This is a genomic window from Sphingobacterium sp. BN32, assembly GCF_030503615.1.
GTDB lineage: Bacteria > Bacteroidota > Bacteroidia > Sphingobacteriales > Sphingobacteriaceae > Sphingobacterium.
This window is the reverse complement of the sequence record NZ_CP129963.1, coordinates 2,081,729-2,100,244: the sequence shown is the minus strand read 5'-3', so window position 1 is coordinate 2,100,244 and position 18,516 is coordinate 2,081,729. Positions and strand designations below refer to the sequence as shown.

The window sequence follows — 18,516 nt, the reverse complement described above, 5'->3', positions numbered from 1 at the left end:
ACAGTATCGGAATCGATACACTTCCTCTATCTTTTCCTCGTTAAATGAGGTGAAGATAACTTGAAAGCAAGCTGTTCTAGAAAGGGCAGCTTCTTTTTTTATTAGATATTAGATTTTAGAGGTGAGATATTAGAGTGTTGTTTTGAACCATGAAAAAAAGGATAAAAGGATAAGCAGGATGTTTTGTCTTTGAACCAAGAAAGGAAGGATAAAAGGATAAGCAGGATCCTGTAAATCCTTTTATCCTTTTTTTCCTGGTTCAAGACGACATTTTCAACTAACGCGACACCATACCCGATCCTCCTCATCCTTACATCCTTTTTTTCCTGGTTCAAAACAAACTTTCCCTTTTTTTCTTGGTTCAAGACACCAGCGTCTAAAATCTATGATCTCACATCTTAGCCAGCCATAGGTCTAAATACTAACTACTAAATACCAACTACTACTCAATCCCCTTTTAAACCCAATTCAAACCCAATGTATAACCCAATCAAAGCCGATTGGAAAGGGCTTTGATATGGGTTTGAATAAGCTAAGAAATTGCTAAGACAGGAACTAGTTTCCTAGCGGAAGTTAGGGCGGCTCGTTAAAGGTGAAAATGACCAGGGAACGGAGGCAAGAATGATGATATAAATAAAGATATAGCGCTTCCAGAGGTACGTGAAAGCCGGCGTTCCGACTTTCTTCTTTACAAGAAAGGTCAGTGTATTCATCAGGACAATTCCTAGGGTCATCATGCTCATATGTTCGAGACCGAAGAAGCGGAGTTGTCGATTTTTAAGGGTCGCTGGCAAGTCATCCCAAAAGGCATTGCTAATGGGGCTAGTCAGATAGAGCATCCAACCGAGTACCAATTGAATGTTATAGAGCATGCAAAATAGTACAAGCCATTGGTAGTGTTTTATTTCGAAGGTTGTTTTGTTGCGGTGATTAATATATATCCAAACAATTTGGATAAGCATGGCGATTAAAACGATCCAACGGTAGTATGAATGATAGAGTAACCAGTGCGAATAATTCATTTAGAACAATAGTCTGAGAAAAAAGCAAGAAATAGCCAACTGAAAACGATCAAATAATAACAGTGGAGTAACTCCTGATTTGGCTTGTCGTTTTCGGATAGCAAAACACAAAGGTAAAACAAAGTTTCGTTACCAACTTATTAGCTACGGCAAAAATACGATGAGTGTATCAGGTCATTTTAATTTGTTGTTTATAAGATATATTGCGATAACGATTTATCGGTGTTGGATAAATATATCCCATTTAAAAAACATAATACATTAAAGTCATGATTGAATTACCTGAAGCAATTACACTGGGACGTCAGCTCAACGATGCACTGTCCGGAAAAACAATAACAGATGTATTCAATTCCAATAGTCCTCATCGATTCACGTTTTTCTATGCTGATCCGTTAGCATACAGCAAATTACTGACAGGTAAAAAAATCCTCTCAGCAATCGGATTTGGTATATTTGTGGATATCGTGTTAGAAGATAATATCCGCATTAGTTTGAATGATGGTATCAATCTTCAATACAGTAGGAATGCGTCCAAGATACCCGCTAAATATCAGCTGTTGATCACTTTTGACGATGAAAGCTTTCTTGCATTTACAGTGGCTATGTATGGCCTAATAGCAGCTTATCAGGGAGCATGCGATAACAAGTATTATACAAAAAGTATAGAAAGCATCTCTCCATTGAGCGATGCTTTTGATATGTTATATTTTGAGCGCCTAATCCAAAAGGAAACGAAAGATATATCGGTCAAAGCGCTATTAGCAACAGAGCAACGTATTCCCGGAATTGGCAACGGCGTCCTGCAGGATATACTTTTCCATGCATCTATTCACCCTAAACGCAAAATTTCAACACTCAGCGATCAGGAAAAGGTAAACCTATTTCAATCGATAAAAACGACACTTCGCGCAATGACTGAGGCTGGCGGACGTGATACCGAAAAAACGATCCATGGCTGGGGTGCTTATGAAACATTGATGTCGAAGAAAACCTATCGCAATCCTTGTCCCAAATGCCAAGGAGAAATAGTTAAAGAAAATTATATGGGCGGGACTGTTTATTACTGCCTCAATTGTCAACCTTTGAAATAAAAAGAAGCTATAATCTAAATGTATAAAAAGCTTGACAAAAAATTGGCATAAAAGTAGGTGAGAATAGCTAATTTAGATTTAGTAATTAAATGAGATTTGTTATGAAAGGGAAGATTTTACCATTAGTTTACACGGCATGCGTATTGTTTTTGGGAATTTGGTCGACGGATGTAAATGCGCAGACTGAAAAACCGAAGGAGATAGACACGTATGCGAAGCCCTATCATCCGGAGGCGGATGCGCAGGCCGATCTTGATAAGTTGATTGTACAGGCTCAAAAGGAGAATAAAAATATTATTGTGCAAGCAGGAGGGAACTGGTGCATTTGGTGCCTTCGATTCAATAATTATATTCAGCAAAATCCTGCTGTCAGCAAATTATTGAAAGATAAGTTTTTGTATTACCATGTAAACTATTCTAAAGAGAATAAAAACGAGGCATTCTTTAAGAAATATGCTCCGGATGGACCAGCATTAGGTTTTCCGTTCTTTATTGTTTTGGGTAAAGATGGAAAAGTATTGAAAGTTCGTGAGAGCGGTAATCTTGAGAAAGATAAGAGCTACGATGAAAAGAAAGTTTTAGCCTTCTTCAATGAATGGGTTAGAAAATAAAATTTAAGCTAAAGGCTTTCCGCTTTGCTGCTTGTAGTAAGCAATTTTATGCTGGAACATTTCAGCCATGCGCGCGCCTTGCCACTTTGCTCTTTCAGCCTTTTCCCCTTCAAACAGTTCATCGACCGTTTTGCTGAAGATCGCAATCCAGGTATCAAAATGCTGTTTCTCTATGGGCATGTGCATATGCGGGGGGAAGGGGCTTCCAAAGTAAGTGTGTTCGTCGAATAACACCGTCTGCCAGAAGCGATACATTTTTTCGAGGTGTTCCGGCCAACGATCTTGTATAATATTATCAAAGATCTTTCCCAGTAGCTCGTTCTCACGAATACGATCATAAAAGGTATTCACAAGTAATTTGACGTCTTCTATATGTTGGATATCTGCTTTCATGGCTGGTTTTTCTATTTATTATAATTCGATATTTTCTATTTTGCCAGGCTTTAGGCGCGGATAAGCACGCTTTCTCCCGCAATCAATCCTGTCGCAAGATCGTGAATCGTGGTGCTTTCCATCATGCTTTTCAGTTCCCGGCGAATGCTGACGAAACGTTCATGCATAGGGCAGGGGTTTTTATGGTTACAGGCCGTTAAGCCTAAGGCGCAGCCGGTAAAGATATTATCTCCGTCCAATGCTTTCACGATATCAGCCACTTTTACCTGCTCAATCTGTTTACCAGTCATTTCAAAACCGCCATAGGGACCTTTGATAGATTGTAGAATATCGTGTTTCGTTAAAGTGCCTAAAACCTTTGCTGTAAAAGCTTCGGGGGTTGCGGTATGTTCGGCTACTTCACCAATCTTCACCCGCTTGCCCTCCATCGATTGCGTTGCAATATAGATGATAGCCTTAATACCGTGTTCAACTGCTTTTGAGAACATAATTTATTGCTTTAATTGTTCTTTTAACAAAGATAAGAGAAAAGCTCCTTATTTAAGACTGTTTTGTCTTAAATAAGGAGCTTTATGATATTCGGGTGAAAATTGACTTTAATACACTAGGTTACCTGCATGAATCAGGTGCTCAATTTTTGGAACTCTCGCGACTGCCTCTGCCGAGCAACTACTATTGACCAATACAAAGTTAGCTTTGTCATTCTGTTTCGGCCACTGTTGTTTTCCTTTGTCGTCGAGCGGCAACATATTGTCAGTCGCCAATCGAAGGCTTCGGGAAAGCATAAATTCATTTCCAAAACCGTATAGCTGGGCCATTAAACTAGCTTTGTCTAATACCGATCCGGTACCATAGATTCCCCAATGGTCAATAACGCTATCGATACCCGTAGCGACATGAACGCCATGCTTATACAGGGTTGGAATCGGCATCACCCTTCCTCCGAAAGGAATGGTTGAAATAATCCCTATTTGTGCCTCAGCAAGCTTTTCCGCGAGTTCCTCTTGCTTGGCAGAGTCGATTGCCGACAGGGCAAAGCAGTGGCTCAAATAGGTTTTGCCCTTGAGACTTGGATTCTCCAAGACCTTTTTGATAAGGTATTCGATGGTAGCCACTCCCGATTGCCCGGATTCGTGCAAGTGTATGTCGATACCTTTGGTATGATCCAATGCGAGTTGTACAGTAAAATCAACGGGCTTCTCAATTGACCCGTCGATCGTATAGGGGTCAAGACCGCCAATAAAGTCAATATCAGTTTGTGCTGCCTCCTTCATGTAAGGAACAGAATCGGTATAATAAAGTCCATGTTGGGGGAAAGCCACGAGTTCCGCTTCAAAACCAGCCTTTTTGTTCTCTAGAGCTAACTGTAAGTTTTTAAGAGATTGCAGTTTGGATGTGGGTTCGATATTGACGTGGCTTCGGGCAAAACTAGATCCTTTAGCTTGTAAAAGTTCAATTAGCTTCTCCGCTCTATAAGTCGATGTTTTCAGCATTTCCGGAAGGATTTCTTGCTCTAATGCAATCATTCCTTTTACCCCGCCTGGGCGGCGCTTAACGATCTTCCAAGGCCCACCGTAGAAGGTTTTGTCCAAGTGTATGTGCATATCCTTGAAGGCAGGTAACATAAGCATGCCTTTGGCATCAAAAGCATCTGCTTGAGGGTCATTCTTTTTGATGCTGGTAATTTTGCCATCAGCAAGCTCAACACAAAACAGATCTGTTTTTGTTCCAACCACTTCATCGCCATCATAGTCAAAGCCTGTCTCAAGACGTACGTTTTTTAACAGTTTCATAGGTTTGCTTTTATTTTCTCTAGATTCTGCTTGCTTAAAACCTGTCAATAGCGATCCTGCGCTTAATCCAGCGATTCCCAATGCGGTGTTTTTAATAAATGTTTTTCTACTTAGATGTTCTTTTTTATCCATTCCACTTTTCCTTTATTCACGATTTTTTCAATAGCAATCCCAAAGATAGCGATTGTTAAAGTTTATCGTATCCTGGGAAATGGGGAGCGACCAAAGCCTTCCATTCGGGATGCTTTTTAATAAATGCAAAGACATAAGGACAATAAGGCAATAATTTCTTGCCTGACTCTTGAATGTATACCAGCGTTTTTTCTACTAATGCTGCTGCCGCACCTGTTCCAGCGAGTTCCTCCGGTGCTTCGGTATGGATCAATGCAACATTGCTGGGGGTTTCTTTGTAGTCTATAAAGGCGATATGGCCATCTACATCTAGCTCAAATCTGCTCTTTTCCTCGTTTTTCACGACAGGGATGGGTTCGAATTGCTCTTTCATATGCTGTGTTATTTTATTTATTAATAGTACCACAAAATCGGAAAGATTTTGTTTATGATTGTTGATGTAAGATAAGAAATCTTTCAGGTTTCAATGAAATTGCAAAAAGTAGGAAAGTTGATGAAGCCTTTAAAAACAAATAGCTTCGCGAAAAAAAAAGAGCCCTATTAATAATAGGGCTCTCGAAATAATTTAGCAGAAGGCAATTGCCTGTTATTCTGCTGTATGATAGAGGTCTTCGAACTCTTTCTTATATTTTTCGAGAATGACCTTTCTCTTCATTTTCAATGTCGGTGTCAGTTCGCCGTCCTCAATTGTAAATTCATTCGTCAGAATAATTGGGCGCTTAATCTGCTCCCAGTTTCCGAAATGCTTATTAGCGAATTGTACTTCCTTATTTATCTTTCTAACAACTTTATCCTGCTTCAAGAACTGATCTTTCGGTAGATCCCGCAGCTCTGGTGCTTCGGATTTACTCCAGTCGATTAAATGAGCATAGTTAGGTACGATGTAGGCCGAAGCGAACTTCTGACCATCGCCGATGACCATCGCTTGTTCGATATAGTTCGACTCTAACAGTTTCTTTTCGATAGGTTGTGGGATGACGTATTTACCGCCGGAAATTTTGAACATTTCCTTTTTGCGATCAATGATCTTTAAGAAACGACCTTCTTCCCAAGTTCCGATATCACCGGTATGCAACCAGCCGTCAATAATCGTTTTATCCGTTTCTTCTTTATTCTTATAATAACCTTGCATGACGTTGGGTCCTTTTACCAGGATTTCGCCGTCTTCGGCTAATTTAATTTCTACATATTTTACCGGAAGGCCCACGGTACCGACACGGGTTCCTTTAATGTAATGGTTTACCGAAATCAGTGGCGATGCTTCGGTCATTCCATAGCCTTCATAAAGTGGGATGCCCGCCGCTAAGAATACGCGCGCAAGTTTCGCCTGCAAGGAAGCACTACCGGACGCTACGGTCATTAACTGACCGCCTAAGGCTTCGTACCATTTATCTAACACCAATTTCTTAGCGAGTTTCAATTTTATATTATACCCAAAACTTCTTTTCTTGGGATCAGGGTCATAATCTTCCGCCACTTTCACCGCCCAATCAAAGATATTACGCTTCATACCGGTCAGCTCAAGACCCGTTTTCATAATCTTTTCATAGACTTTCTCCAGAATTCTAGGAACAGCGGTCATAATATGTGGCTGCACTTCCTTAATGTTCTGTCCTATCTTGTCTAAGGACTCAGCGATATGCGTCGTGATACCGATATAGAGATAGGTGTAGATGACCATCCGCTCATAGGCGTGGCAAGGAGGGAGGAAGGTAAGGGAGCGATGGTAGGCCTGGCAAGGGGTAATTTCTCTCGCGGCTTCCACATTGGCCATGATGTTGTTATGTGTTAGCATCACACCTTTAGGTTTCCCGGTAGTTCCGGATGTGTAAATTAGTGTAGCCAGATCTTCTGGTTTTACGGCATCACGAAGCAAATTCAATTGCTCGTCAGGTATCTTTTCACCCAAGGTCTTCAGCTCGTCCCAATGCCTAACATTTTCCTGTTTATCCATCGCAAATACGAATTTTAACGTATAGATGGAGTCTTTTAAAGAAAGAATACGGTTATAAAGGGATTTATTGCTGACGATACATAGTTTGATTTCCGCATCGTTGAAGATAAATTGATAGTCCGCATCAGTGATATTCGGATATATAGCTACCGTTACGGCTCCAATTTGCTGAATTGCAAAATCTACAATATGCCATTCTACACTGCTATCGGCTATTAGACCTACTTTTTCGCCAGGCTTGACACCTAATTCAATAAGGCCTTTAGAAATTGCATTTACTTCCGTTAAAAATTGTTCGGTTTTTATTGGTTTCCACTCACCTTCTTTTTTATGCGAGAAAATATCAAGGTTAGGGAATAGTTCGACCTGTCTAAACGCTAGATCGAACAGTCTAAGTTTTTCATCCATTTCAAATCAAATTACCAGTCGTTTTTAGGGACTGACTTCCTCCTCATTTAAACATTGTCTATGAGTAGAAGTTTGCAAAAATAAAAAAATGTTGCTTTATAAAGGGTTGTAATTTATGAAATTGTTAAGTTTTTCATTGAAACCCAAGGACAGGGAATGTTAAGCGATATTTAACTGTTCTATCTTTACACCAATTAATATTCTTTGTGATTAATAATTAAAATAATTATGTTTGTTAAAACGGTTGTAAATGAATCATTATGATAATCCGGTAGTTGCTCAGCTACCTAAGCATTTGTTAAAATACATTGTTCCGCAAGACTACTCCCGATATACAGCAATTGATCAAGCAGTATGGCGCTATGTTATGCGGCAGAACTATGCCTATTTGCGCAAAATAGCCTACTACCCATACATTCCAGGGTTGACGAAAGCTGGCCTTAGTATCGAGGAGGTTCCGAACCTACAGTCGATGAACGATGCTTTGAAAAAAATAGGCTGGGGTGCAGTTACGGTTGATGGATTTATTCCGCCTTCGGCATTTATGGAGTTTCAAGCATACCGCGTTCTGGTCATTGCGGCAGACATCCGAAGTATAGATCATATTTCATATACGCCGGCACCGGACATTATTCATGAGTCTTCCGGGCATGCTCCGATTATTGGTGAACCTGAATATGCTGATTATTTGCAGTATTTTGGATCTGTCGGCACCAAAGCTTTAAGCTCGGGGAAAGATATGGAACTTTATGAAGCGATCCGGGAGCTCTCGATCGTGAAAGAAAAGGAAGGTGCGTCGCAAGAGGAAATCGATGCGGCGGAATCTAAGTTTGAGGCTATCTCCAAGAACATGGGTGAGCCGTCGGAAATGGCTATATTGAGTCGCTTACACTGGTGGACAGTGGAGTACGGCCTGATAGGTACGTTAGAAGACCCTAAAATATATGGTGCAGGATTGCTTTCTTCAATCGGTGAAAGCGCGAATTGCATGCGTCCGGAGGTCAGCAAGCTACCTTTTACGCTAGATGCGATAAAATATGCATATGATATCACGCAGCCGCAGCCCCAATTATTTGTGACAGCAGATTTCCATCAGGTTTACGACGTATTGGATGAGTTCGCGAATCAAATGGCTTTCCGCGTTGGCGGGAAGGCGAGTATGGACAAGGCGATTGATAGTCGGACGGTATGTACTGCGGTATATAGTTCGGGATTGCAGGTTTCGGGTGTATTCGTAGATTTCGCAGATAGCGAAGAGCTGATCGGCATCAAGACGAACAGCCCTACCTCGCTTGCATTTGAAGACAAGCAGCTCGATGGGCATGGGAAAAACTATCATAAAGATGGTTTCAGCTCGCCTGTAGGCTTACTAAAAGGCATTTCTCAGCCTTTAGAAGTTTTTTCAACGCAACAGTTGAGCGAACTGGGAATTGTCCAGGGAAAGCCTGCTGAGCTACATTTCGAATCAGGATTAGCAGTACGCGGCGTTGTTGATGGGCTGACCTATCGCAACGAGCGTTTATTGATGATTTCATTCAGCGACTGCACAGTAAATGATGCATCTGGGAAAGTATATTTTCAACCCGAATGGGGAACCTACGATATGGCGGTCGGTCATAAAATAGTATCTGTTTTTGCAGGCGCCGCAGATAAGGATGCCTATGAAGGAGCAGGAGGCGGTACAGGCGAGCCTATCGCTGCAGGCGTTTACTCGGATCGCGTTCTAGCTTTACAACAAGTATATCAAGCTATCCGCGCTGTGCGAACCGAAAAGGGTAATGTGGACAGTTTAGTTAATAAATTAAGAGGTTTAGATGCGAATTTTTCGGATACCTGGTTAGCGGCTTTGGAAATTTTAGAAATCGCATTGGATCAGGAGAAGCAAGACCTAGCGATCGATGCAGAGGGCTATTTAAGGATGATGAAAACAAAACATCCTGAATTAGATAAACTTATTCAGGATGGTATTCGTTTGGCGAAAGACAGGAATATCAGTCTGACGCTAAGCCAGTAATAAGACCTGCCAGGCGAAGTCTATTTCGTCTTGGTCAAGAAGTTGGGCTGCATATCGATGCAGCTCATTTGTTAATTGAGTCTTATCATTCTGCCACATAGTAAGCAATTGCTGCACGTGTGCGTCATTTTTTGCTAGATCACTTTCCTCGGGAAGCGCTTCTATATTTGCCAATAGCCCCAATTGATTTCCTGTTAAGATACTGGACAAGCGGATATGCTCGGGTAATTGATCCACACCAATTCCTAACTTTCTTAATGGTTTTGGGACTTCGAATAGGTTTTCTTCCGTTATTCGACAATACCAGTCTCCACCTAAACGTGCAACAAGATCTAAGTCTGCTTGATTGACTTGATCGTGCTCATTAAGAAGATGACTCTTCACATGCATACAAACGACTTCTGCAATAACTAAGTTACCAGCCCCACCATCCTCTGAGAGCGGAATAACTTGGCGTACCTTGCACTCTAACTGTATTGGAGATTCCGCGACACGCGGTGGTTTAACATGTTGTGATGGGACAGGGGTAAGCCCTGATTTATCAAACTCATTGACTCCTTTAGCATATTCCGTGCTGGCGAGGGACTGCTGCTGTACCATATCGTAGTTTACAATATTGATAACAACCTCTGCCACTTCATTAATATTGTCTAAGGTATGTTTTGTAGAACCATCGCGTACTCGGCGTAGTGGTGAGAATACGCAGATGGGCGGTTTTTGCGACATGTAATTGAAATAGCTGAATGGGCTCAAGTTCACTTCGCCCGCAGCGTCAATCGTACTGGCGAAGCAGATAGGTCGAGGAGCAACAGCATATTTTATCAGGTTGTCGAATACGCGTCCATGTACAGCGGGTTCAAAGGTTTTGGTTTCTAGATTTTGCATATCAATCGCTAGTTTTTTTATAGGTTTTTATCTAGGAGAACAGTGTGTTCAAGAGATCCTAAGGCTGTAACTTCCATGCGGATACTATCGCCGGGCTGCAGCCACTGTTCCCGGTAGTTTGGGTCTTTGCGATTCCCGGTTCCGTTAAGTTCTAAGAAGCATCCTGTTCCTACAGTTCCGGAGCCTATGACATCTCCTGGGTAGATCGTCACGCCGTAGGATATGCGTTCAATGATCTCCGCGAAGGTCCAGTTCATACTTGCCAAACTTCCTGATGATACTTTCATGTCGTTGACAAAGCATTCCATCTTTAAGTCGTATAAGTCGCCTTCGCGACCCGCAGGCGTAGGGACCTTGTAAGCTGCTAGCTCGTCTTTTGTTACTAGATATGGGCCGATTACAGTAGCAAAATCCTTTCCCTTTGCGGGGCCTAGATTAAGCTTCATCTCCTCCATCTGTAGGCGGCGTGCGCTCAGGTCGTTCATGATCATATAACCGGCAATGTATTCATCGGCATCTGCGGCTTTAATATTTTTACCTTCTTTATTTATAACAACGGCAACTTCCAATTCGAAGTCCATTCGATCGAAATGATCAGGCATACAATATACTTCTCCAGGACCGGCAATTGCTCGATGATTGGAAAAATAGAATACCGGGAATAAGTCAAATTCGGGAATCATCTCTAATCCGCGGTTTGCGCGTGAGGTTTCCACATGTTGCCGAAAGGCATAAGCATCTCTTAAGGATGTTGGTCTCGGGACAGGAGCAAGTATTTCGACCTCCTCAAATGATAAATTAGCAGTTTGCTGACTGTTTTCTAAGTAGGTTTGAAAGGCTTGGTATAGATTATCCAACCCTTCTTGTCCGGCGTTCAGAAGCGCTTCCATGCTATCCGGTAGATTATCGCCAATATTCGATATCGGGATGAGGTAATCTTGATGAACAAGACCTAAAGATTCTTGATTATTATGACGGAATGTTATGATTTTCATAACGGATGATCTTCGAATGTTTAAAATTTACAATTGGCGCTTTTATTTATTAAGTATTTGAAAATGACTTGTTAAATAAAAGATATATTCTGTATTCCGACGTAAATATAAAATAAAATGCCGTATATTTGGGTAATAGCAATAACCATTTATGAACATCAGTAGAGCAAATATTGTCTTTCCTCCAAAAGGAATGATGCCTTTTACGAAGGCACTTATTGCTGAAGTTGTGTTTGCCCAATACTAATTCCTCATTACGATTTCGAGAAATAAACTATCCGTTGCTGTATTGCAATCGGGTTAATAATCAATTTATAAATCTTTTTAATATGCCACTTTATCATCAATTGGGACAAGTTCCCCCAAAACGACATACCGTATTCAGAAAGCCGAATGGCGAGCTCTATGCGGAAGAGTTGGTATCTACGCACGGCTTCTCGAGCACTTATGCTTTGGTTTACCCTTGTCATCCGCCAACCTTAGTTAAGCAAATACAAGAACCTTATGATGTTTCGCCAACAGTTGCACGCGACAAGCATCTAAAACATACGAGCCTGAAGGGTTTTCAAGTAAAACCTAAAGCAGATTATTTAGAAAGCCGAGTGCCAGTATTGGTTAACGACGATTTACATATTTCACTGGCAGCCCCAGAGGATTCGATGAAGGATTATTTCTATAAAAATAGCCAAGCTGATGAGGTGATCTTTATACATGAGGGTTCAGGAACATTAAAAACCGGGTATGGGGAAATTCCCTTCGCTTATGGTGATTATTTAGTTATCCCAAGAGGGGTAATCTATCAGTTGGAATTCAATGATAAGAACAATAGGTTGTTTATCGTTGAATCCTTCGAGCCTATCCGTACGCCGAAGCGCTATAGAAATGAGTTTGGCCAATTAGCGGAACATGCGCCATTTTATGAGCGAGATATCAAGCGTCCGCAGAATCTGAAGACTTATGACGAATTTGGGGATTTTGAAGTCAAGATTAAAAAGCAGGGCTTGATCTATCCATACATTTATGGAAGCCATCCTTTTGATTTTATCGGTTGGGATGGATATCACTATCCTTGGGCATTTTCAATTCATGATTTTATGCCGATTACTGGCATGCTGCATCAGCCGCCACCGGTTCACCAGACCTTTGAAACCAATTCTTTCGTGTTATGCAGTTTCTGTCCGCGTCTTTATGACTACCATCCAGATTCTATTCCTGCTCCTTATAACCACAGCAATGTGGACTCCGACGAAGTGCTTTACTATGTAGATGGCGATTTTATGAGCCGTAAGTCTGTAGAAAAGGGACAGATCACTTTGCATCCGGGCGGTATTCCGCATGGGCCGCATCCGGGTACCGTGGAGAAGAGCATCGGGCAAACGCGAACAGATGAGTTAGCAGTGATGATCGATCCTTTCCGTCCGCTTAAATTAACGAAGGAAGCTTTGGAACTAGAGGATCCGGACTATTACATTTCTTGGTTAAGTTAAAAACATTCGACTATTATAAATTATTGATTATGGCACAAACATTCGCAGAAAAGATTGCCTTAGCGCAGGATTTTCTACCTATTAACGGAACTGATTACGTTGAATTTTATGTGGGCAATGCAAAGCAGGCAGCCCATTATTACAAGACTGCTTTTGGATTTCAATCTGAAGCCTACGCTGGTCCGGAAACAGGAGTTCGCGACCGCGCTTCTTATGTTATCAAACAGAATAAAATACGCTTAGTCCTGACAACAGCATTGAAATCGGATCACCCTATTTCCGAACATGTTAAAAAGCATGGCGATGGTGTGAAAGTGTTGGCACTATGGGTTGACGACGCGGAGAAGTCCTTCAAAGAAACGGTTAGCCGTGGTGCTAAAGTGTATCAGGAACTAGAAGTTAAACAAGATGAGTTTGGCGAAGTTCGTACGGCTGGTATCTACACCTACGGTGAGACGGTGCATATGTTCGTTGAACGTAAGAATTATACGGGTGCATTTATGCCAGGCTATCAAGTATGGGAGTCTGATTATAACCCGGAGGAAACGGGCTTATTGTATATCGATCATTGCGTGGGCAACGTGGGTTGGGAAAGAATGAACGAGACTGTAGCGTGGTATCAGGATGTGATGGGCTTTGTAAACATCCTTTCTTTCGACGACAAGCAGATCAATACGGAATACTCAGCATTGATGAGTAAAGTAATGAGCAATGGGAATGGCTATGTGAAGTTTCCAATCAACGAGCCTGCCGAGGGGAAAAAGAAGTCTCAGATTGAAGAGTACTTGGAGTTTTATGAGGGAGAAGGCGTTCAGCACGCTGCTTTAGCTACCAACGACATTGTTGCTACGGTAAAAGCATTAAAAGCTAGGGGCGTGGAGTTCTTAGGAGCACCGCCGGAGGCATACTACGAGATGTTACCAGAGCGTATTGGCGCTATTGATGAGGAAATCAAGATAATTCAGGATCTGGGAATTTTAGTCGACCGCGATGAGGAAGGCTATTTACTTCAGATCTTCACCAAGCCAGTAGAGGATCGTCCGACCTTATTTTATGAGATCATTCAGCGCAAAGGCGCACAGAGTTTTGGTGCTGGAAACTTCAAAGCACTATTTGAAGCCATCGAAAGAGAACAAGAAAAGAGAGGAAACCTTTAACATATTGCAAAGTTAGAATGAAAGAATTATTGAAAGCTTTCGAAGAGAAGCGTCCGGAGATTGTTTTTGAATGGAAAGATCCGGAGACGGATGCAGAAGGATGGGTTGTTATCAATTCATTGCGTGGTGGTGCCGCAGGCGGCGGCACGCGTATGCGTTTGGGATTAGATCGTAATGAGGTAGAGTCGCTTGCGAAGACCATGGAGGTGAAATTTACAGTGTCCGGACCGGCTATCGGCGGAGCTAAATCGGGTATTAATTTTGATCCATCAGATCCTCGTAAAAAAGACGTTCTGGATCGTTGGTTTAAGGCTGTAACGCCGTTGTTGAAAAACTATTATGGCACCGGTGGAGACTTGAACATCGATGAAATAACCGATGTTATTCCTTTAACGGAGCAATACGGCCTTTGGCATCCGCAGGAGGGTGTGCTTAGCGGACATTTCGATGTGCGAGAGAATGGCCGAATACATCAAATCGGACAGCTTCGTTATGGTGTTTCCAAGGTATTGGAAGATGGTACATACAGTCCGGAATTGAGGCGTAAATATAAGGTTGCTGACATGATTACTGGATTCGGTGTTGCGGAGTCAGTTCGTCATTTTTATTCGCTATTTGGAGGCCAGATAAGTGAGAAGACAGCGATCATTCAAGGCTGGGGTAATGTGGCTGCATCGGCAGCATTTTACCTGAGTAAATTTGGCGTAAAGATTATCGGGATTATCGATCGCGTCGGTGGTTTGATCAATGAGAAAGGATTTTCCGAAGAAGAGATTGCGGCTTTATTTTTATCGCGTAAGGGAAACTCCCTTGCTGCAGACCATTTGATACCATTCGAAGAGATCAATGAGCGCATCTGGAAATTAGGAGCTGATATCTTTATTCCTGCGGCCGCTTCGCGACTTGTTTCCAAAGAGCAAGTCAACACGATGGTAGCCCACGGACTAGAGCTGATCGCTTCTGGCGCCAATGTCCCATTCGCCGACAAAGAGATCTTCTATGGCCCCGTGATGGAGTATGCCGATCAACATGTCGCTGTTATCCCAGACTTTATCGCGAATTGCGGCATGGCGCGAGTATTTGCTTACCTGATGCAACCCAATATTGAAATCAGTGACGATGCGTTATTCTCTGATGTATCAGCGATAATTCTGAAGGCCATGGAGGCTATACATGCTGCTAATCCGACTTCCAAGACGGGTATTTCGTCGAGGGGATATGAGATTGCTTTGAAGCAGCTTATATAGATATGAGATGTTAGACGTCAGATATTAGACCGTAGACATCAGACATAATTAGATTAGTTTAAACCGGTCAAGGTCTAAAGTCTAATGTCTTATATCTATTGTCTAAACAGAAAAGAGCCTTTATTAGACTCTTTTCTGTTTTAAATTGCTTCCCTTACAATACGAATATACTCTTCTATGATGGGGAGGTCGGCATTTGCCCAGTCGTATTTCCCTAGGTCAACTTGATCGACCCAAATGACTTGTTCGTGTTCGGTTTTAGTAGGTTCACCGGATTGGATGCTACAGAGGTAGGGGTAGAGCGTTAAGGAGAAGTCAGGGTAATGATATTCTACTTTGGTTAAGGGACGATGAATCTTAATCTTTAACTTCAATTCCTCTTCAACCTCGCGAAGTAAACATTCTTCCAAGGATTCATTCTCTTCTTGTTTGCCACCGGGAAATTCCCATTTTAAGGGAAGTTTCATATCCGCCGATCGTTGGCAAATTAGAACTTGATTATCTTTCTCTATCAGGGCGCAGGCTACATGTATCATTACATAAATATAGTTAAATTTAACGCATAGCAAAATAATATTATTCGCTAGCGCCAATTTTATGGCCGATTCTTTATGGAGTCCAGTGCTTCACGCGCTGGAGGATAGTTTTGTGAGCTGGGTATTAGCCGTTGCTTTTCATCTTCATCGCAGCGACAATGGTTTTCATAACAAAGTCTCGTCTTGCGTCAACATCTGTCTTCGGTACTTCTACCAAATGGTAATGAGCCGAGATATAAGTGTCTTGAATTTCATGATAGGTTCTCAGGGCTTCTTCCCAACTTTGTCTTCGTTCTTCATCCGTTGCATATATTTCTTCCCAAGGAGGGAGGATAAATACGATAGGATTGTATCTGTAATCCGTAGTCCGTTCAAGGAGCTCAGGAGATAGATCTAGTTTTTCCATTTTTGCATACGCCCATGTGTCGGGAATACCGCGATCAAAGAAACATACGTTATGTGGACATGCTATTTGTTGCTTTTCAAAGGTATCAATAGATCCGGACAACATCCGCTCAGCATACTTGGTTTTATCTGCCCATGGCAAGGCGTCGCCACGCTTTTGCACCTCGTCTTGAATAATATGACGTGCTACTTCGTCGACTATTGTAAAACCTTCCTTTTCCAGTGCGCGGAGCAAAGTCGTCTTGCCAACCCCCGGTCCGCCTGTAAGAATGAAAAAATTATCCATGAGCATATTTAAAAACGCTGATTTAACTGTTTATTATAAAACGATAGATATCTAATCTTGTTGTGCTTATAAGGTCATTTTCGCACCTTGTTAAGTGCTTGTTATTCTGTGTTTAAACTTGTAATTAATCGAATAACAATAATGTCTATAAATAGTTTTATTGTGGCATTATATTGGCTATAGTATTATTTAATTAAGACTTATTTTCGGAAGTTTCGACCTAAGCAGTGAAGATGCTCCAATTATCTTATTTTCATTCCATGCGATTAAAGTGCTATAGCTTTTTTTTAATAATTCTATCCTTTTTGTGTTTGCACTCCACAGCTTTACAAAGTAATCCGCTACCTGATACTTTAGCGAAGTATTCCAATGAGGAACTTTTAGACAGGGCATTTTCTACGCATAAGACATTTTATCTGGAATATTTAGAAAAACGAAAGTTGAGCGTTGATGAAACGAAGCTTTTATATCAGGATTTAGGACGGATGTTAATCTCGGAGGGTAAGTTAGACTCGGCATTAGTTTATTACAATAAGCTTGATTCCTCGGCAATAAATACCGACGATCTTACCAATGAGGTTGTCGCAAAGCTTTCTATTGCGGAACTTCATTATCGAAAGAAAGAATACAAGAAAAGTCAAATGGTATTTGAGGCTGCTCAACCGCTTATCGAGAAACTCCCAGAGGGCATGAATAAGGTGCTGTCCAAAGCCGAATACAGCTATTTCTATTATTTGAGCGGTAAATTCGACCTATTTATCGAGCAGAACCTCAAGAATCTGCAAGAGATCAATAAAATTGAAGAGTCCAAAGCGCTGAAAGGCGTTGATTTAGATTTTTTGTGGATGGGAAAGTCAGTACTGATCAATTTTATTGCGCATGGATATACGATGAAAGAGGATTTTGCATCTGCCGAAAAGTATCTGAATGAATCGAAAGCAATCATCGAAAAGCATTTTCCCGATGATCTGTATAGCTCCAGCTTAATGCGCAAGTTAGCATTCGGTCAGCTGTATTTGTTTAAGAAAGAATTTGATAAGGCGATCCCTTATCTTCAGGAGGTTATTAATCTTGGTGATTCACACAGTTTTAAAGAATATCAATATAAAGCGCGCGTATTTCTGGCCATAGTAAATTACCAACAGGGGAATTATAAAGAAGCCTTGAAACAGGCGGAAACAGCGATTCATTCTCAAGTTGCTGTCGCTGATTATATTGACTTTGAGATGGAGGCATTGCGCTATGCCTATTTATCGAGTAAGGAATTGGGAGCAACCGAGAAGGCATTGGAATATTCTCGCCTTTTTATCGAACAAGACGCTGCAATGAATGATAATCGGAAATCCAATTTTATCAATTCCTTTATCAACAATTTAGAAGTCAATAAACTCGAGGAGGACATTAAATCGACCAGTAACAGCAATCATCTCCTTCGTTATGGTTTGATCGGTTTTGGCATTCTTACGGTCGGTTTGATCTTATTTTCTTTTTATCAGGTTTCAGAGAATAAAGCAATCCGTGCGAGGATTGAGGAATACATGGATCAGATGGATAACGAAGCTGTTGATGAGGCAACAAAAGTTGTACCTTTGAAAAAGGAGCGTCGCACGAACGAGCAGAGGGGATCCCAAGCCAATGAAGAAATTGATGATAAGACGAACAAGATATTAGATAAGCTGACGGAATTTGAACATAGCAATCTCTTCGTTGATAGCCGCATGAGCTTGTCTTACTTGGCAAGTTATCTTGGGACTAACACCATTACGCTTTCAAAGATTATCAACACGTTCAAAGAGATGAACTTCAATGATTATATTAATGGTCTTCGTATTCGTTACATCATCGACCGTATCAAGAACGAACCGCAGTTTGAACAATATAAGATCAGCTATTTAGCGGAAGTATCAGGCTTCTCATCACATAGTATTTTTAGTAAAGCATTTAAGAAAAGTACAGGTGTGACACCCTCTCAATTTTTAGATTACCTAAAGGATGAAGGTCGATAAATAGCGTTTTAAATGATATCCAGCCGTTTTTCCTACCTGTATTATATAAATCCGCAAGGCATCAGATAGTATTTTTTTTAGGAGTGACCTA

17 protein-coding genes are annotated in these 18,516 nt (G+C 41.3%); 7 read left to right on the top strand and 10 right to left on the bottom strand.

All coding sequences use genetic code 11. The features are described 5' to 3' along the window. Positions 1-563 precede the first annotated feature (563 nt). Complete coding sequence (locus QYC40_RS08840; RefSeq protein WP_301993613.1) at positions 564-1,022, bottom strand: hypothetical protein; 459 nt, start codon at positions 1,020-1,022, stop codon at positions 564-566. 269 nt (positions 1,023-1,291) lie between these two features. On the opposite strand from QYC40_RS08840, the gene QYC40_RS08835 reads away from it, so the two are divergent. Together QYC40_RS08835 and QYC40_RS08830 are read left to right on the top strand one after the other, a co-directional pair. Further along, positions 1,292-2,116, top strand: coding sequence for a hypothetical protein (locus QYC40_RS08835; protein ID WP_301993612.1), 825 nt, complete (start codon positions 1,292-1,294; stop codon positions 2,114-2,116). Between the two features lie 101 nt (positions 2,117-2,217). Continuing rightward, positions 2,218-2,727, top strand: a complete 510-nt coding sequence (locus QYC40_RS08830; RefSeq protein WP_301993611.1) for a thioredoxin family protein — start codon at positions 2,218-2,220, stop codon at positions 2,725-2,727. Between the two features lie 3 nt (positions 2,728-2,730). Here the strand turns inward: QYC40_RS08830 and QYC40_RS08825 are convergent, their stop codons facing one another. The 5 genes from QYC40_RS08825 to QYC40_RS08805 all read right to left on the bottom strand — a co-directional run bounded on the left by QYC40_RS08825 (position 2,731) and on the right by QYC40_RS08805 (position 7,407). Beyond that, the gene (locus tag QYC40_RS08825) at positions 2,731-3,120 is read right to left on the bottom strand and encodes a group III truncated hemoglobin (protein ID WP_301993610.1); all 390 of its coding nucleotides are present in this window, start codon (positions 3,118-3,120) and stop codon (positions 2,731-2,733) included. 50 nt (positions 3,121-3,170) lie between these two features. After that, positions 3,171-3,608, bottom strand: a complete 438-nt coding sequence (locus QYC40_RS08820) for an Rrf2 family transcriptional regulator (protein ID WP_301993609.1) — start codon at positions 3,606-3,608, stop codon at positions 3,171-3,173. A gap of 108 nt (positions 3,609-3,716) precedes the next feature. Next, on the bottom strand, positions 3,717-5,045 hold the full coding sequence (locus QYC40_RS08815) for an amidohydrolase (protein WP_301993608.1): 1,329 nt from the start codon (positions 5,043-5,045) through the stop codon (positions 3,717-3,719). Positions 5,046-5,100: 55 nt separating this feature from the next. Further along, complete coding sequence (locus tag QYC40_RS08810; RefSeq protein ID WP_301993607.1) at positions 5,101-5,418, bottom strand: GNAT family N-acetyltransferase; 318 nt, start codon at positions 5,416-5,418, stop codon at positions 5,101-5,103. A gap of 213 nt (positions 5,419-5,631) precedes the next feature. Continuing rightward, positions 5,632-7,407 (bottom strand): long-chain fatty acid--CoA ligase, encoded by a 1,776-nt coding sequence (locus QYC40_RS08805; protein WP_301993605.1) that lies wholly within the window; start codon positions 7,405-7,407, stop codon positions 5,632-5,634. A gap of 250 nt (positions 7,408-7,657) precedes the next feature. Between QYC40_RS08805 and QYC40_RS08800 the strand changes: the two genes are divergently transcribed. Next, complete coding sequence (locus QYC40_RS08800) at positions 7,658-9,421, top strand: aromatic amino acid hydroxylase (RefSeq protein WP_301993604.1); 1,764 nt, start codon at positions 7,658-7,660, stop codon at positions 9,419-9,421. On the opposite strand, the gene QYC40_RS08795 is transcribed toward QYC40_RS08800, so the two are convergent. Both QYC40_RS08795 and QYC40_RS08790 read right to left on the bottom strand, forming a co-directional pair. Continuing rightward, positions 9,410-10,306, bottom strand: a complete 897-nt coding sequence (locus QYC40_RS08795) for a flavin reductase family protein (RefSeq protein WP_301993603.1) — start codon at positions 10,304-10,306, stop codon at positions 9,410-9,412. The genes QYC40_RS08800 and QYC40_RS08795 overlap by 12 nt on opposite strands. 17 nt (positions 10,307-10,323) lie before the next feature. After that, positions 10,324-11,301, bottom strand: a complete 978-nt coding sequence (locus QYC40_RS08790; RefSeq protein ID WP_301993602.1) for a fumarylacetoacetate hydrolase family protein — start codon at positions 11,299-11,301, stop codon at positions 10,324-10,326. A 329-nt stretch (positions 11,302-11,630) separates the two neighbouring features. On the opposite strand from QYC40_RS08790, the gene QYC40_RS08785 reads away from it, so the two are divergent. From QYC40_RS08785 to QYC40_RS08775, 3 genes are read left to right on the top strand one after another with little or no spacing between them, the layout of a single operon-like run. Continuing rightward, complete coding sequence (locus QYC40_RS08785; RefSeq protein ID WP_301993601.1) at positions 11,631-12,788, top strand: homogentisate 1,2-dioxygenase; 1,158 nt, start codon at positions 11,631-11,633, stop codon at positions 12,786-12,788. A 29-nt stretch (positions 12,789-12,817) separates the two neighbouring features. Further along, positions 12,818-13,945 carry a 4-hydroxyphenylpyruvate dioxygenase gene (hppD, locus tag QYC40_RS08780; RefSeq protein WP_301993600.1) on the top strand — a complete coding sequence of 376 codons (1,128 nt, stop codon included), beginning with the start codon at positions 12,818-12,820 and terminating at the stop codon, positions 13,943-13,945. A 17-nt stretch (positions 13,946-13,962) separates the two neighbouring features. Continuing rightward, positions 13,963-15,192 carry a Glu/Leu/Phe/Val dehydrogenase dimerization domain-containing protein gene (locus QYC40_RS08775; protein ID WP_301993599.1) on the top strand — a complete coding sequence of 410 codons (1,230 nt, stop codon included), beginning with the start codon at positions 13,963-13,965 and terminating at the stop codon, positions 15,190-15,192. Positions 15,193-15,332: 140 nt separating this feature from the next. On the opposite strand, the gene QYC40_RS08770 is transcribed toward QYC40_RS08775, so the two are convergent. Continuing rightward, the gene (locus QYC40_RS08770) at positions 15,333-15,728 is read right to left on the bottom strand and encodes a (deoxy)nucleoside triphosphate pyrophosphohydrolase (RefSeq protein ID WP_301993598.1); all 396 of its coding nucleotides are present in this window, start codon (positions 15,726-15,728) and stop codon (positions 15,333-15,335) included. A 124-nt stretch (positions 15,729-15,852) separates the two neighbouring features. Next, a complete protein-coding gene (locus QYC40_RS08765) occupies positions 15,853-16,419 on the bottom strand; it encodes an AAA family ATPase (protein WP_301993596.1) in 567 nt (188 codons plus the stop codon). 311 nt (positions 16,420-16,730) lie between these two features. Between QYC40_RS08765 and QYC40_RS08760 the strand changes: the two genes are divergently transcribed. Further along, entirely contained in the window at positions 16,731-18,425 is a 1,695-nt protein-coding gene (locus QYC40_RS08760; protein WP_301993595.1) for a helix-turn-helix domain-containing protein, read from the top strand. Positions 18,426-18,516 lie beyond the last annotated feature (91 nt).

Coding starts and splice junctions, on each gene's coding strand:
- QYC40_RS08840 (WP_301993613.1), bottom strand. CDS start 1,022: ATGAATTATTCGCACTGGTTACTCTATCATTCATACTACCGTTGGATC.
- QYC40_RS08835 (WP_301993612.1), top strand. CDS start 1,292: ATGATTGAATTACCTGAAGCAATTACACTGGGACGTCAGCTCAACGAT.
- QYC40_RS08830 (WP_301993611.1), top strand. CDS start 2,218: ATGAAAGGGAAGATTTTACCATTAGTTTACACGGCATGCGTATTGTTT.
- QYC40_RS08825 (WP_301993610.1), bottom strand. CDS start 3,120: ATGAAAGCAGATATCCAACATATAGAAGACGTCAAATTACTTGTGAAT.
- QYC40_RS08820 (WP_301993609.1), bottom strand. CDS start 3,608: ATGTTCTCAAAAGCAGTTGAACACGGTATTAAGGCTATCATCTATATT.
- QYC40_RS08815 (WP_301993608.1), bottom strand. CDS start 5,045: ATGGATAAAAAAGAACATCTAAGTAGAAAAACATTTATTAAAAACACC.
- QYC40_RS08810 (WP_301993607.1), bottom strand. CDS start 5,418: ATGAAAGAGCAATTCGAACCCATCCCTGTCGTGAAAAACGAGGAAAAG.
- QYC40_RS08805 (WP_301993605.1), bottom strand. CDS start 7,407: ATGGATGAAAAACTTAGACTGTTCGATCTAGCGTTTAGACAGGTCGAA.
- QYC40_RS08800 (WP_301993604.1), top strand. CDS start 7,658: ATGAATCATTATGATAATCCGGTAGTTGCTCAGCTACCTAAGCATTTG.
- QYC40_RS08795 (WP_301993603.1), bottom strand. CDS start 10,306: ATGCAAAATCTAGAAACCAAAACCTTTGAACCCGCTGTACATGGACGC.
- QYC40_RS08790 (WP_301993602.1), bottom strand. CDS start 11,301: ATGAAAATCATAACATTCCGTCATAATAATCAAGAATCTTTAGGTCTT.
- QYC40_RS08785 (WP_301993601.1), top strand. CDS start 11,631: ATGCCACTTTATCATCAATTGGGACAAGTTCCCCCAAAACGACATACC.
- hppD (WP_301993600.1), top strand. CDS start 12,818: ATGGCACAAACATTCGCAGAAAAGATTGCCTTAGCGCAGGATTTTCTA.
- QYC40_RS08775 (WP_301993599.1), top strand. CDS start 13,963: ATGAAAGAATTATTGAAAGCTTTCGAAGAGAAGCGTCCGGAGATTGTT.
- QYC40_RS08770 (WP_301993598.1), bottom strand. CDS start 15,728: ATGATACATGTAGCCTGCGCCCTGATAGAGAAAGATAATCAAGTTCTA.
- QYC40_RS08765 (WP_301993596.1), bottom strand. CDS start 16,419: ATGGATAATTTTTTCATTCTTACAGGCGGACCGGGGGTTGGCAAGACG.